Source organism: Paenibacillus sp. 1-18, from assembly GCF_000520755.1.
Classification (GTDB): Bacteria; Bacillota; Bacilli; order Paenibacillales; family Paenibacillaceae; genus Paenibacillus; species Paenibacillus brasilensis.
The window spans coordinates 14,614-29,465 of record NZ_ASSB01000208.1; the positions used below are offsets into that span (position 1 = coordinate 14,614).

Sequence of the window (14,852 nt, forward strand, 5' to 3'; positions counted from 1 at the left end):
CCTCTCGAAAGCTCAGATTGCTTTTGCCACACAGCACAGCTCATGACCCCGTTTCTCGCCTTGAAGTTTGGCCAGCAGCCCCATTCGTTCCGTAAGATCAAGCTCACCGTACAAGGGATGGGCTTGTAGCAAGTCATCCAAGCCGGAAGAAAGCTGACGGGTGAACATCGCAATCGGACGCAGGCCGGACTTGGCCAGCAGCAGTGTCAGCGTATGCTCCGAATAATGATACAAATGATCTTCCTCCGTGAATAAAGGTGAATAAGCGCCGTAAGCCTCATTGGTAAACGAGTTTTTGTTGGGCACTGTCATATATAACGTCCCGTCAGGTTGAAGCTGTTCGCGTAAATCCGTCAAAAATGCAATCGGGTCGGCAATGTGCTCCAGCACATGCCAGCATGCAACGGCCTCGTATTGGTGACTCAAGGATAAATCAGTATCTTCCTCATTATTTTGCGCTTCATTGATTTCCTGGGTTTGAGCATCTTCTTCGATTTCACCGTTCCAGTAGCCTGGTATCAAGTCTACATCATATTTGTCTTTGGCATAGGCACGTGAGTCAATAGAAGGCTCAATCCCCACAGCATTCCATCCACTTTGAAGGGCAGCATGGATAAATTCCCCGGTACCCGATCCGATCTCAAGCAATCTCCCTTTACCAGGACTGAACATTTCCAGCAGCATGAGCCCAAAAAGGGCATGATCCCCGTAGGTTGAAGCTGCAGCACTATCACGCATGGCAACCCAATTGACATTATAAATCTCTGCGATCAACTCCTCAGGCTGTATACGATCCACATCATTGCGGAAAACCAATCCACAGGAGCCGCATCCCATTAATGTAAAACGTTCATAGCGATGGAAAACACCCGTGTCGGATGAACCGCACAATTTGCACTTCATACCCAGCTCTGCTCCTTTTCCCTTCCCATAAAATACGTCCTTTATTTCATCCTTGATTTCTGGTTCGGGATCGGTAACAGCTTCAACACTGGCAACCTTGGCAACTTCCGTGATGATTTCGTGTTCGATATCTTCCTGTTCAGAGGCGGGTTCGTCCCCTACAATTTTGTTGTCTTGATCTACCCAGAGCGTAAGTCGGGGATTCGCGTCCAAGATCGATTCATATTGCTCTTTCCAGCCATAACGAGCATTCGGGTCCAGCAGCTGGTACCGTTCAAATTTAGCTGCGCGAATAGCAGGTGTATACCATCCCCAATGCTGGATGCGATAATTGCTAATCTCGCTGGGAAGATCAAGCACATTATCAGGAAATCTTCCGCAGTGCAGGGCTTGCTCCTTCCATTTATAGGAGAACTCTTCCTTGTATCGAATTAGAAAAGGGCGGTAGTACCGATGGGCCTGCCAATAGTCATCATCACGATAATGTGTGGAAGACCACATATCATACAGCCTGAAGCAAATCGTATCGGCTTTCGTTCCTGCCAACAAAGAATGTACTCCTTGAGCAAATCGGGATTCGAACATTTCGTCAGCATCCATATTCAAAATCCATTCCGGGGAGGATGCCACAGTCTCTCTCCACTGCTGCTTTCGCAGTTCGACTTCATTAGTAAAGGAAGCTGTTTCATTACGGACCAAACGCAGTGGAATTCCCTTCAGCAGCTCCCGGCACAATTCACCGCTACCATCATGACTGCCATCATCAATAATGACTGCTTCATCAATGTATTCACGATGACTTCGTAACACATCTGCGAGCTTGCAATCCGCCTCATTGTATACCGTCATGCTCAGCGTCAGCTTGGGCTTGGAGGCAGCGGGTGTATGAAGCTCACTTTGACGTGGTCCGGAAAATGCTTGTGGCACAGCAAAAGAATCCGCAGTGTACTTGGCAAAGACAGCAGACTCACGGAGATGATCTGGTATAACGGGAGGTTCAGAGAATTTAGGAGCACTTGATGGAGTGGAACGATTGTAGGACAGAGAATAGTCAGGAGTATCCGGGTGTTCTGCATGATTTAAATAATACGGATGATCCGTACTTGCACTCGAAGTAAAATAATTTAAGGTCGATAGCAGTTGCTCTGCCTTGATCCGATCCGCTTCCCGGTACAGATGCATCGCCGGATAGTACGTATCTACAAAAAGTGGAAATCCATACGCAGCCGCCCGGATACAAAAATGCCGATCTTCCCCCCAAAAGGAAACGTTTTTAATTTTGCCAAAGTGAACACCCGCTTCCAGCGCCCGTCTGCGAATTAAGGTGCAAGCTCCCAGACCGCCTACTTCATACAAGCCCGGGACATGCAACTGGTGTATAAAATGCAACTCGCGATGCGCTTGTTCCTCTGCCGATAATACCTCGCCTTCTTCACGCTGAAACAGATTATATTCGTCACTAAGCCATACCTGAGGCAACAGCGTCCCATTCGGCTGCCAACGTGTCCAGAAAATCTCGGATACGATATCCTTCTCCGTCTCTACCAGCCTGCACAAGGTACGGGAATGAAGAACCAGGTCTGAATCAACCAAAAATAGCGCGTCATAATGATGCTGCAGCGCGTAGTCAATGAGACGATTTTTAAAGCCAGCCACTTTCCAGACGAGAGCAGGCGGCCAATAGTGAGTGAGCTCATCGCTGCGGTTCTCTACTTGCTGCAAGCCTTTCAACAAGGGCAAAACCCGTCCTGGCAGCCGATTGGCAAAATCAACAAGCCACTGGCTTGAGATTGGATTGTCATTATCATCAACAAACAAATAATCCGGCAGTACGTCAGGAGCGTCCAGTCGCTCCAATGCTTGAAGAAACAAAATCAAAGTTTCGGGCTTCTGATGGATCGGACTTCCGATTAGTATACGCATAATTCAACGCCTCCATCAGGCGGAAGCCTCATTATCCGTTTCCCTCCATGTCCTAGCGCATACCATAATTACGATCAAGCGATAAGGGAGTGAGCGTGATATGAATGGACTTTCACCTGGAAATATCAATGAAATGACATCAGTACAAAAATACAACCCTTACAGAGTGAAATGAATGGTCTATCCATGCCCCCCTCCCTGCATCAGACTTTGATCTTCTAATTTATTAGTGCGAGGATGAATTTATGATCATCGCATACCTTCCACGTTCTATGAAATTGTTACATAATGAGCGAGCTATCCCAATAAAATAGGGGGTATACCAAGTTTTTTGGGGAGGGACAAAGAGCATGGTAACTGTCAGTTTATGTATGATTGTCAAAAATGAAGAAGAAGCGCTTCACACCTGTCTGAAATCGGTCCATGATCTGGTAGATGAAATCATTATCGTCGATACGGGATCTACCGACCACACTCAGGAGGTGGCTGCATCGTTCAACGCACGGATATACCCTTTTGCATGGTGTGATGATTTTTCCGCAGCCCGCAACTATGCGTTTGATCAAGCCACACAGGATTATCAATTTTGGCTGGATGCTGACGACATATTGGAAGAAAAAGACCGGATATCCTTTCTTAACTGGAAAAAACAAGGAACCCTCTCCTATGACAGCATTACGATGGATTATGTGTTATCCGTAGATGAACAGGGACAGCCACTGCATAAGCTGAAAAGAAACCGGATTGTGCGCCGGGATCGTCAATTCAGATGGATCGGTTTTGTACACGAATTCCTGAATGTGACGGGCAGCATCTTTCACAGCAATATAGCGGTGACCCACAAAAAAACACGCGCCTATAATGACCGTAATTTGCACATATACCTTAAGCACCGGGAACAGGGCACCGTATTTTCTGAACGAGATCACTATTACTTTGCTAATGAACTGTATGACAACGGACGGACGATAGAAGCCATCCAGCAATATGAGCACTATCTGGGGCTGAATCAGGGATGGATTGAGGACCGGATTGCTGCTTGCTTTAAGCTTGCGGATTGCTACGGTCGCCAAGACCAAAAGCAGGAGCAGCGGACGGCGCTGCTTCGCACACTTAACCTCGATGCACCGCGCGCCCAGTTCTGCTGTGCCTTTGGCAATTTGCTCATTGAAGACGAGCAGTATGAACAAGCCATTTATTGGTTCAGGCAGGCTACCCTGATTGAGCCTCCACAAGATGCAATGGCCTTAACCAATTCGTCGTACCACACCTGGCTGCCGCACTTGCAATTATGCCTGTGTTATGACCGAATCGGAGACATTGAAAAGGCAAAATTACATCATCGCATGGCCCAGTTACATCATCCTACTCATCCGAGTGTTTTATATAACGAGCAATATTTTGCGAAGCTGGAACAACAGGGATGAGGAAGACGAACACTTGGGAAGTTGTCTCTCTTAAATTCATTCCAGTTAAAGGAAAAAGGCCACCTGCACTTGATGCTTGCAGATGGCCTTCCCTATTTTAATAATGTATCGGATGAGAAAACAAATAAAGCCAAGCTGTTTCAAAAACTCCCTTAAAATACTTTCTTCCGGTCTCGTTCCCCCTTCAAAATTTCCACAGACTCGCGAAAACGGAGCGAATGGATTATTTCACGTTCACGCAAAAACTTCAAGCTATCCTGCAAATCCACATCGTCAGTCAGATCAATCAGCCACTGGTATGTAGCTCTTGCTTTTTCCTCTGCCGCAATGTCCTCATACAAATCCGCAATGGGGTCGCCTTTGGCTTGAATATAGGCCGCTGTAAAAGGAACCCCGCCCGCGTTTTCGTAAAATAATGCACGATCATGCGCCGCATAATGTTCGCCCAGACCGGCTGCCTTCAATTGCTCCACACTTGCATCCTTCGTCAGCTTGTAAATCATCGTGGCAATCATCTCAAGATGCGCAAATTCCTCTGTCCCGATGTCATTTAGTACACCGATGACCTTATCAGGAATGGTATAACGCTGATTCAAATACCGCAAAGCTGCGGCGAGCTCACCATCCGCTCCCCCATACTGCTCCATGAGCAACTTAGCCATGTGAGGGTCACATTTGCTAACACGCACGGGATACTGCAGCTTCTTCTCATATACCCACATTCATGTTCCTCCTTTAAAAAAGGTTGTACCTGCCTATACCTGCCACGGCCAAGGGGCTTGACTCCACTCCCAAGGATATTTGGAATAGGCACGGCCAAAATTTTGCAAAGGCCCATATAGAAGCTGGTATTCGTTAGCAATCACTGTTCTTTCCTGTGTGAGCTTGTTGAACTGTTCAATGGCCTGCAAATCATCCGGGTGCGTATCCAAATACAAATTAAGCTCTACCAACACAAAGTCCACCGCTTGGAGCTTCTCCAACAGCGCATAAAACTGTGCATCCCCCGGTTTCGTTTGGGGCGTATAGCCCGAAGCCGGGGTTCTGCCTTGATCGTAGTCCTGTGTTTGACCCTGGTACTGGTTTTGGTTTTGGAACTGGTTTTGATATTGATACTGGTACGAATTTGAATAGGGACTATCATATTGATTCTGCTGTTGCTGTTGATACTGACTCTCTTGCTCGTTTTGCTGTTGAAACTGGTTGTTGGACTGACCCTGATTTGGATGCTCCATTCTACTCGCCTCCCCCCTGGTTTCTATTGGGATGATAAGGGCTGTAAAGCAAAGGCCATAGTGTTCCCTTCGTCAGCGCCTCTTCCGGGCGGAATTGGGGCAGACCGGGGGGCTGAAATTGCACAAACAAATTGGGCGGTAGCACAAAAGTCTTGCACAGAATGGGCGGACACGGATCGAACGGGCCGACAAACGGAGCATACTCACCTTGCTGGGGAAATTTCACGGGCCGGGACCTCCTTTGATTGATCCATCTGCTTTACTATTCAACATATGCCGCATCGCCCAAGTCTCGAACAAAAAAATTATAGATAAAAAAAGAACCTTCAAAACCACGTTAATGTGGAATCAAAGGCTCCTTGTCTATTCCTCTATAATAACTTACATACCTGAACTGACCGCACCTATCTATTGGGATCAGGATTCATCGGTAGAAAGCTCATCTTCAATCACAGGTTCAGGCTTGCGATGAATCTTAACCCGCATAATGCGAAGCCTGGTTGCTTCCTCCACTTCAAAAGTCAGATTATAAAACTCAATTTTCTTTCCCTTCACCGGGCTGCCTTCCAATTCCTTGAACAGCCAGCCTCCGATGGAATCCACCTCGTCATCTTCAATGTTCACACCGGTCAAATCATTGACATCCTCAATGAGCATACGGCCGTCCACAGAGATAAAGTTTTCCTTTATTTCCACGCTCGGACGTTCATCCTCAAACTCATCATAGAGGTCCCCGACGATTTCCTCCAATATTTCCTCAGCTGTCAGCAGTCCGGCTGTTCCGCCGTACTCATCCACCACGAGGGTCATTTGGGAATGCTTTTTCTGCATAAGACGGAGCACATGACTTACTTCCATAGACTCCGGTACATTTAAAATAGGACGAACAACCGAGGCCAGATCCAGTTGCTCCCCCTGCTCAGCTAGCAGAAGATCCGTAATATGAACAAAGCCAATAATCTGATCTTTGTCCTCGACCGCTACCGGGTAGCGAGAATGCTTGGTATCACTGATGATTTTCAGATTTTCCTTGAACGATAAGTTTGTGTACAAACAATCCATATCTGTACGGGGCAGCATAATTTCACGGGCAAGCAAGTCGGAAAAATCAAAAATATTATCCATCAGCTTGATTTCATCCTTATCAATAACCCCGCTTTTGGCGCTCTGATTCATCAATATCCGGATTTCTTCCTCCGAATGCGCCGCTTCGGCCTCACTTGCCGGCTGGATACCGAATGTTCGCAGCAATAAATTGGCAGCGGCATTCAACACCCAGATCACGGGCAGAAAAATCTTGTAGAAGAGCAGTAACGGAGCCGATAAAAATAACGCCACCCTTTCGGTTTTCTGAATGGCCAGAGACTTTGGAGCCAGCTCGCCCAATACAATATGCAAAAAGGTAATTACGCAAAATCCGACAACTACGGATACTGTTGTAATCAGTGTACCGTCGGTTACACCGAGTTTGTGCATGAGTGGCTCTATCAGGTAGCCGGATATTGCTGGCTCACCGATCCAGCCCAAGCCGAGTGAAGCCAGCGTAATGCCCAATTGGGTAGCGGACAGATAAGCATCCAGCTTTTGGTTCACCTTCAGCGCATAGCCTGCCAGGCGATGACCCTCGCTTTGGAGCTGCGTCAATCGGGATTGGCGCATTTTGACCAGCGAAAACTCTGCGGCCACAAATACACCGTTAAGAAAGACAAGCAGCAGTACCAAGAGGAGATTCACAACTAGCAATCCCCAATGAAACTCGGTATGACCTTCCAATACGAACTCCCCATTTCTTATAGTTGGCATTCTGCATCATTTGACTTGCAACCCTCATCGTGAATTCTCTATACGAATTAGAGCATTTGCAATCTAGATGGAATTGAAAGTAGCAAATAAGAACATGCAACATGCTTATAGTTGTAATGCTTTTCTCGATTTAAAATCTACTCCCTTGTAATACATGTCCGCCACAAGCAGATTCGGTCCACAGCAGGCAGCGGCATCACAATGACAATTAACGGTCTGGTTCAGCGGGTGCTCATTCAGCCATTCCCCGAAAATTTCGTCCAAACCTTGCTCCTGAATGTTGCCAAAAGCAGGAATGTCTGCGAAATCCGTCACATATACGCTACCCGTGAACATATTCACATTAACGCGGTTTCTACCGTCCGGGTCATTACGTACCGTAATATTCGGCTCCTGACGCAGGCGGCGAAGCAGCTTGCGATCCTCCTCCCGATCAGAACAAGCAAAGAACGGCAGGGTACCGAATAACATCCACATATCCTGATTACGCACATCCAGCAACTTATGGATAGCGCTGCGCATGTCGCCCAGTGAGAGCACAGGCAGGGCAGAGGCAAAATTCGATGCATACATCGGATGAACTTCATGCCGCCGGCATCCCATTTCATTAATTAACTGATGAATACCGTCCAGCTTCGTGTGAGTCCGGTAATTAATCATAGATTCAGCTGAAATGAACATGCCCATCTCGCTTAATTTACGGGCATTCTCCACCATTTTCTCATAAAGGCGAACAGCACCCGCGCGAGGAGTCGGACGTCCGGAATTCGCAAAACCTACCTCATAAAAATCGTCGGCATTCAAATAATTAAATGATATATGCATGACATCCAAATAAGGAAGCATCTTCTCATATCGGCGGATATCCAATGTCAGGTTGGAGTTTATTTGTGAGCGAATGCCGCGCTCCTTGGCATATTTCAGCAACGGTACGATCACTTCATCAACCGTTTTATCGAGCAAAGCAGGTTCTCCGCCTGTAATACTGATCGTCTCCAGATGCTCAACCTCATCCAGCCGCTTCAGCATCAGATCTAACGGTAGAAAAGGAGCCTCCTTCATGACCAGCATATCGCCAACAGCGCAATGCTCACAGCGCATATTGCACAGATGCGTCACAGTCATTTCCACACTTGTCAGCAAATGACGACCATGTGTACGCAGTGAGGCAATTGGGTCCCACGGGTCGTATGATGGCGATATTGGGGGAAATATATTGTTTTGTAGAACTGTCATTATGTTTTCACCTTATTTCTGTTATTAACCTCAAAAGACATATAAATATCATATCATGACCTGTAAAGCGTCTGCATGCTTTCTACAACGCCTTCTGCTAATCCACACGTACTTCTCCGAAAGGGACAGCGGCCGCCCCCAGTGTGTTCGTAATCATAACCGAAAGGGATACGGACAAATCCACATCGTAAGGTGCTTTCAGCTCCTGCCCGTCCCGGTCTCTCACAATGCGAATAACAGGCCTTTGCGGAATTTTGGGGTGTATACGTACAACAACCCCTTCCTCCCCTGTATTGAGCACTACAGAGAGCCCCAGAGGGTAAATCGCTACACAGTCACGGAAGGCTTCCAGCATCCGCTGCTCATACAGCGTACCTGCACCCGCGTACAGCACCTCCATTGCTTCATAAGGCAACAACGCCTGCTTATATATCCGACTTGCTGTCATTGCGTCGTAAGAATCTACCAAACCGATCCATTTTGCATATTCGTGGATTTGATCCTTCTTCCAGGCGTTCGGATATCCGCTGCCGTCGATACGCTCATGATGCTGCAATGCACAGTGAGCTGACAATAAAGGAATCCCAGGTTCATCTTTAAGCAGCCTGTAGCCAATCACCGTGTGTGTTTTCATATGCTCGTATTCCTCGTCCGTCAATTTGCCTGGCTTATAAAGCACCTGAGGTGAAATTTTCATTTTTCCAATATCGTGCAGTAATGAACCTATTCCCAGCTCCATAAGCTGGTTGTGATCGTAGCCATTGGCTATTCCCAGTACAAGCGTATACAGACATACGTTTAATGAATGATGATACAAATCCTGGTCCGCTGCTCCAATATCCATCAACATAATGACGGCATCCTGGCGGCTGCCGATATCATCCAGAATGGACTCCATCACCTTATAAAAGGACTTTCCAAAATATTTGTTCTTATGATCTACGGAATAGGATGACAGACCCTGAAACTGCTTTTTGATCTCCTGTAGCGCCGCTGCCCTTGTCTGTTCATGAATCATTTCAGGAATCACGATATCTTCGGTTACCGCATCCTCAATGTATACATATCCAATACCGACTTGGTATAGACGTTCAATCAATCGCTGAGTAAGCTCAACACCTTCCGAGAGCAACACCATTCCGTTTTCATTGTATATTTTTTTGCCCAGCTTCATGCCGGCTCTCAATAATGTTACAGGTACCAGTCGCAGCTTAATCCTCTCCCGATTGTTTTGATACCTGAAGCCACCTAGCTGCAAAACACTCTTCCATCGCGCCCGGACGCTTCAACTCCATTTCAATCAAATCCCGTAAAAATTCTGGAAGCATAAATCGGAGCTCCATTCCGTTCGCAAGCACCTCATAACCTGCTCTGAAAGTGAACATATCCAGTGTACCTACTGTATATTCCTCATCCTCTACCAATACATGACCCGCAACGCGAATACGTGTGACTTTATCATAAGGAGCGCGATCCGGGTCATACTGTATCTCCAAACCCTCCACACACATCGTGCCAAGCACTTTACCTCTGAAGCCAAATCCCATCATTGGCTTGTCCGCAAATTCAGGCAATAAAGACTGCTCCAATGCCAGCCGAATGTCCCTTCCCCGCAACTTCATAACACAGGCATTAATCGGCGATGGGCATAAGGAATGAAGCATTCCTTTGCTGATATCCCCTTGCGGTAACGGGCCGAGCAGTTGCCCCGCATTAACCAGCGCAATGGCTGTACCTGTAAAATGTGATACCGATTGTGCCAGCAAATTCCCGAAAGGGGACTCCTGATCGTATGCAATCCCCAGTTCCCGATCCGTTACGGCTACTATACTCTCCAAAGCACGCTCTGCATGTCTGCGATGCAACATGATGGCCGAGGCTACTTTTTCATCCAGAAGCGTGGGATCTACAGGAACTACGCTGCCTGACGCAACTCGAAACGGCTCATGATTCCCGCTACGTTTTAGTGTCACCTTACCCAGCAGTGTCCCGAACTTCCCTGCCCCACACAAAGCGGTGTTCCCTATCCAAAGCGGCTTCTCCAGCACATGATGGGTGTGGCCTCCGAGAATAACATCAATCTCCGGAAATTGTGATGCTAACTTCTCATCGGAAGGCAAACCCAAATGAGACATCACAACCAAAATATCAACCTGCTTTCTCAGTGCTGCAATCTGCTCACCCAGCACCTCAAACGGATCGAGAGCATTCCAGCCGAGCAATTGATAAAACTCTGTAAAAGGGGCCGTCAAGCCAAGCAAACCAACCTTGATCCCTGCTTTGTCCAAAATCAGAGATTCCTTCATCCACGAAGGTCTTGCCCCCGTCGCACTATCTATCATATTGCCACATACAACCGGGCAGTGAATCCCCGCATAGGCCTGTTCAATAATATCCGGGGGAAAAGTCAGGCCTTCATTGTTACCTATCGTAATCGCATCATATCCTGTTAGATTGATCACATCCACATTTGCGCCACCCAGCGTTCCTTCCGTTTCGGGGGCCATCCGATCCATGTGGTCTCCTATATCCAGTACAAGCAGCGCATCGCCTAATATGCCTCTCTGCTCATCAATCATTGCGGCTATCGAAGGCATGCTGCCAAAACGACTATGTATATCATTCGTATGCAAAATGGTCAACGTTTGCTGAGTCGTCATCTCCATAACCGCCCTCCTTCTTTATATATCGACTTTGAAGCTTCTAATGTTTAAGCATACCATTTTCTTTACCATTATGGTACATATGAGAAAGGGAAAACCTCCCCAACGATTCAGCTCTACTACAGGCTCAAATCATAGACACATTGAAAAAGCATTAACACTAGCTTCCGTATGTATCTGAGGTGAAAGGGTTCCTCGTACCTATTTTACAACTCGGATTAATAGTAAATTAGTCGTTGTCATCCCATATAATTCTTGATATATTAGGGTTGTTTCGTATTTTCGACACATTTTCGACAATAAGGAGGTTAGCACATGAGAGTTCACGTTACCGATGCCAAGCCAGGAGATCGCCTCAAATCCGATACATACAACGGGCACGGTGTACCTGTCTTGGTTCAGGGCACCGAGCTTCAGCATGAAGATATCTCCAAGCTTATCATGCACGGTGTCGACTATATTGACATTGATACTGGTTCGACGAGCGTTCCGGTTGACTTTGCCCCCGATGTCCCAACTTCCCCCGAATCCCTCAGACGCGCCGTCCCCCTCATGGAGCAGACCATCAGTGGCTTTGAGAGCATGTTTCTCGAAGCTTCCGCAACTGGCAAATTTGATGAATCTCGAGTTGATGAGCTATTCGGCCCCCTTGTTTCAGAGCTGACTCGTCAAAAAGATGTCGTATCTATGCTGTTAATTATGGAACGGGGAGACCAGTATACGTATAATCACTCTCTCCAGGTAGGTGTACTCTCATATTACATTGCCACATGGCTTGGATATACAGAGGAAGAGGCTTATGCCGCAGGTAAAGCCGGATATTTACACGATATAGGCAAGTCCATGATACCAAATGAAATTTTGAATAAGCCTGATAAATTAACGCCAGAAGAATTTCACGAAATGAAAAAGCACTCCCAATATGGCTTTGATATCATTCGTAATTCGACCAGTGATGAAATTTCAGCAATCGTCGCCCTGCAGCATCACGAGCGTGAAGATGGAAGCGGGTATCCCCGTGGACTCTTTAAGGAAGAGATTCATCCTTTCGCCAGCATAACGGCCATTGCCGACGTGTATAGCGCTATGATTTCCAATCGTGTGTATCAAACAAAACAAGAGCTGCTTGCCGTGTTACGCGAGCTGCATAGCATGAGCTTTGGACACCTGAACCCCGAAGCTACCCAGGTCTTCATTCGACACATGCTTCCCAATTTTATTAATAAGCAGGTCCTTCTAACCACAGGTCAGACAGGGACGATTATTCTGAATAATCCAGTTGATTATTTCAGACCTTTGGTGAAGATTAGCGATAATGAGTATGTAGATTTGTCCAAGGAACGCCATGTATCCATTGATGAAGTTTATCTGGAATCCTGATCTGCAACTGCTGCCCGGCGTTACTTCGGTAGAACGAAATGGTTTACCGAAAGCACAGGCTACACGAATAAAAAGAGGCTGTCCTTGATCCGTAGGATTTTCCTACAAAGGACAGCCTCTTTTTATGTTATAGATAAATATAACTCAATATCCTTTACAAGCCATTTCTAGAACGTATTAAACAAGAGGTTGCTGAATCAATGTTGCAAAATTAAATTGGTGTACATGACCATCATTTAATGTAGTTTGGCCTGTAACAAAATGTACATGCTTGCCATTTCCGACTGGAATAGCGGGTCCTGTTCTAATCCTTCTCAGATTATGAAAATGGTTCAAGAAATCAGTATTCGTAAGTTCAATTTCATGGATATGGCTTCTTCCTTGTCGAATCGCTTGCCCCGTTACACCTGCAAAGCGATGGTTATGCCGGTCTGCGCCTTCCTCAGCCAGTTTGGTACTACCTTCAAATTCATGTACGTGTCTCTGTGTCTGTTGAGAAGAGAGAGTTTTCTTCTTTACTGCAGTTTTATTCTTCTGCATCCATTGTGTGCCTCCTTAAGTTTATGTCGCTCACAAACATCCTATTAAGCAAACATATTTAAGTGCTAGGCAATCATCCACAGTCTCAACAATAAAATTTTAATGCTGCCTCCCCGTTTTAAACAAACCGAATCATAGCCCGTTCCTTTCTAATTTTCACGATTCAACTGCTGACACATATGTAAACATTACAGAAAAAATAAAAGGAGACGAACTTAAAAAATTCGTCTCCTATCTAGCAGGAAATCCGAGTCGGCACTACTCGGATTTAACTCCTTTAGAGTATCTTAAAAACCTTGTCGTATCAAGGGGTGCTGCGCCTTATCCGATGGAACCTTCCATCTCGAACTTGATCAAACGGTTCATTTCTACCGCATACTCCATCGGCAGCTCTTTGGTGAACGGCTCGATAAAGCCCATAACGATCATTTGTGTCGCTTCTGCTTCGGTCAGACCACGGCTCATCAGATAGAACAACTGATCTTCCGATACTTTGGAAACCGTTGCTTCGTGCTCAAGCGTAATGTCATCATTCATGATTTCATTATAAGGAATGGTGTCGGAGGTTGACTGATTATCCAAAATCAACGTATCACACTTAATATTTGATTTTGCACCTTGAGCCTGACGACCGAATGAAGCCAATCCGCGATACGTAACTTTACCGCCATGTTTACTGATCGACTTGGATACAATGGTAGATGTGGTATCTGGCGCCAAGTGGATCATTTTCGCCCCTGCATCCTGATGCTGGCCTTTGCCTGCAACTGCGATGGACAAGACCATACCTTTGGCTCCGCGGCCTTTCAGGACAACAGCGGGATACTTCATCGTCAGCTTGGAACCGATGTTACCATCGACCCATTCCATCGTTGCATTTTCTTCTGCAACTGCACGTTTAGTTACCAGGTTGTAAATATTTGGCGCCCAGTTCTGAATCGTTGTATAACGAACGCGTGCGTTCTTCTTACAAATGATTTCCACCACGGCGCTATGCAGCGAGTTCGTGCTGTAAATCGGAGCCGTACAGCCTTCTACATAGTGCACAAAGCTGTCTTCATCGGCAATAATGAGCGTACGCTCAAATTGTCCCATGTTTTCCGAGTTAATGCGGAAGTAAGCCTGCAATGGAACTTCACATTTTACACCTTTAGGTACGTAGATAAAGCTACCACCTGACCATACCGCACTGTTCAGTGCTGCAAACTTGTTGTCCGCAGGAGGTACAACGGTCGCAAAGTACTCCTTCAGAATCTCAGGGTGCTCACGCAGCGCTGTATCGGTGTCCATGAAAATAACGCCCTGCTCTTCCAGTTCCTTTTGCATACTGTGGTAGACAACCTCGGACTCATACTGTGCAGATACACCAGCCAAAAACTTTTGCTCCGCTTCGGGAATCCCCAGTTTATCAAAAGTTTCCTTAATTTCCGTAGGAACCTCTTCCCACGTTTTTCCTTGTTTCTCGGAAGGTCTTACATAGTACTGGATATCGTTGAAATCCAACTCATCCATATCTCCGCCCCAGGTTGGCATTGGCATTTTTTCAAACTGTTTCAATGCTTTCAGGCGGAACTCCAACATCCAATCCGGTTCACCTTTAATTTTGGAGATTTCCTTTACAATTTCCGGAGTGAGACCCTTACCTGTTTGGAAAATGGACTTGTGCTCATCACGAAAGCCATATTTATACTCTTCCATTTCCGGTGCTTTCTTGGCCATGTTTCTCAAACCTCCTCTATCCT

12 protein-coding genes are annotated in these 14,852 nt (G+C 46.4%); 2 read left to right on the top strand and 10 right to left on the bottom strand.

What is annotated here, in order from left to right; all coding sequences use genetic code 11:
- Positions 1–12: 12 nt before the first annotated feature.
- Complete coding sequence (locus L693_RS0113185; protein ID WP_025717657.1) at positions 13–2,826, bottom strand: bifunctional glycosyltransferase/class I SAM-dependent methyltransferase; 2,814 nt, start codon at positions 2,824–2,826, stop codon at positions 13–15.
- A gap of 350 nt (positions 2,827–3,176) precedes the next feature.
- On the opposite strand from L693_RS0113185, the gene L693_RS0113190 reads away from it, so the two are divergent.
- On the top strand, positions 3,177–4,253 hold the full coding sequence (locus tag L693_RS0113190; RefSeq protein ID WP_025717658.1) for a glycosyltransferase: 1,077 nt from the start codon (positions 3,177–3,179) through the stop codon (positions 4,251–4,253).
- A gap of 152 nt (positions 4,254–4,405) precedes the next feature.
- Here the strand turns inward: L693_RS0113190 and L693_RS0113200 are convergent, their stop codons facing one another.
- From L693_RS0113200 to L693_RS0113230, 7 genes are all read right to left on the bottom strand, one after another.
- Positions 4,406–4,975 (bottom strand): manganese catalase family protein, encoded by a 570-nt coding sequence (locus L693_RS0113200; protein ID WP_025717659.1) that lies wholly within the window; start codon positions 4,973–4,975, stop codon positions 4,406–4,408.
- Between the two features lie 33 nt (positions 4,976–5,008).
- Positions 5,009–5,488, bottom strand: coding sequence for a spore coat protein CotJB (locus L693_RS31965; RefSeq protein ID WP_025717660.1), 480 nt, complete (start codon positions 5,486–5,488; stop codon positions 5,009–5,011).
- A 1-nt stretch (position 5,489) separates the two neighbouring features.
- A complete protein-coding gene (locus L693_RS0113210) occupies positions 5,490–5,714 on the bottom strand; it encodes a spore coat associated protein CotJA (protein WP_025717661.1) in 225 nt (74 codons plus the stop codon).
- A 191-nt stretch (positions 5,715–5,905) separates the two neighbouring features.
- A complete protein-coding gene (locus L693_RS0113215) occupies positions 5,906–7,261 on the bottom strand; it encodes a hemolysin family protein (RefSeq protein WP_025717662.1) in 1,356 nt (451 codons plus the stop codon).
- 135 nt (positions 7,262–7,396) lie between these two features.
- The gene (yfkAB, locus tag L693_RS0113220; protein WP_025717663.1) at positions 7,397–8,527 is read right to left on the bottom strand and encodes a radical SAM/CxCxxxxC motif protein YfkAB; all 1,131 of its coding nucleotides are present in this window, start codon (positions 8,525–8,527) and stop codon (positions 7,397–7,399) included.
- Positions 8,528–8,624: 97 nt separating this feature from the next.
- The gene (locus L693_RS0113225) at positions 8,625–9,785 is read right to left on the bottom strand and encodes an HD-GYP domain-containing protein (protein ID WP_081752141.1); all 1,161 of its coding nucleotides are present in this window, start codon (positions 9,783–9,785) and stop codon (positions 8,625–8,627) included.
- Positions 9,739–11,193 carry a bifunctional metallophosphatase/5'-nucleotidase gene (locus tag L693_RS0113230; protein ID WP_025717665.1) on the bottom strand — a complete coding sequence of 485 codons (1,455 nt, stop codon included), beginning with the start codon at positions 11,191–11,193 and terminating at the stop codon, positions 9,739–9,741. Before L693_RS0113230 ends, L693_RS0113225 begins: the two co-directional genes overlap by 47 nt.
- 312 nt (positions 11,194–11,505) lie before the next feature.
- On the opposite strand from L693_RS0113230, the gene L693_RS0113235 reads away from it, so the two are divergent.
- Complete coding sequence (locus L693_RS0113235) at positions 11,506–12,570, top strand: HD-GYP domain-containing protein (protein ID WP_025717666.1); 1,065 nt, start codon at positions 11,506–11,508, stop codon at positions 12,568–12,570.
- A 177-nt stretch (positions 12,571–12,747) separates the two neighbouring features.
- Here L693_RS0113235 and L693_RS0113240 read toward each other — a convergent pair whose 3' ends face one another.
- Both L693_RS0113240 and sufB read right to left on the bottom strand, forming a co-directional pair.
- Positions 12,748–13,110 carry a YmaF family protein gene (locus tag L693_RS0113240; protein WP_025717667.1) on the bottom strand — a complete coding sequence of 121 codons (363 nt, stop codon included), beginning with the start codon at positions 13,108–13,110 and terminating at the stop codon, positions 12,748–12,750.
- Between the two features lie 321 nt (positions 13,111–13,431).
- Positions 13,432–14,829, bottom strand: a complete 1,398-nt coding sequence (gene sufB / locus L693_RS0113245; RefSeq protein ID WP_025717668.1) for a Fe-S cluster assembly protein SufB — start codon at positions 14,827–14,829, stop codon at positions 13,432–13,434.
- Positions 14,830–14,852: the final 23 nt, after the last annotated feature.

Bases quoted from the DNA above. Each gene is read 5' to 3' on its own strand.
- L693_RS0113240 (WP_025717667.1), bottom strand. From the start codon at position 13,110: ATGCAGAAGAATAAAACTGCAGTAAAGAAGAAAACTCTCTCTTCTCAA.
- L693_RS0113190 (WP_025717658.1), top strand. From the start codon at position 3,177: ATGGTAACTGTCAGTTTATGTATGATTGTCAAAAATGAAGAAGAAGCG.
- sufB (WP_025717668.1), bottom strand. From the start codon at position 14,829: ATGGCCAAGAAAGCACCGGAAATGGAAGAGTATAAATATGGCTTTCGT.
- L693_RS0113230 (WP_025717665.1), bottom strand. From the start codon at position 11,193: ATGGAGATGACGACTCAGCAAACGTTGACCATTTTGCATACGAATGAT.
- yfkAB (WP_025717663.1), bottom strand. From the start codon at position 8,527: ATGACAGTTCTACAAAACAATATATTTCCCCCAATATCGCCATCATAC.
- L693_RS0113235 (WP_025717666.1), top strand. From the start codon at position 11,506: ATGAGAGTTCACGTTACCGATGCCAAGCCAGGAGATCGCCTCAAATCC.
- L693_RS0113185 (WP_025717657.1), bottom strand. From the start codon at position 2,826: ATGCGTATACTAATCGGAAGTCCGATCCATCAGAAGCCCGAAACTTTG.
- L693_RS31965 (WP_025717660.1), bottom strand. From the start codon at position 5,488: ATGGAGCATCCAAATCAGGGTCAGTCCAACAACCAGTTTCAACAGCAA.
- L693_RS0113200 (WP_025717659.1), bottom strand. From the start codon at position 4,975: ATGTGGGTATATGAGAAGAAGCTGCAGTATCCCGTGCGTGTTAGCAAA.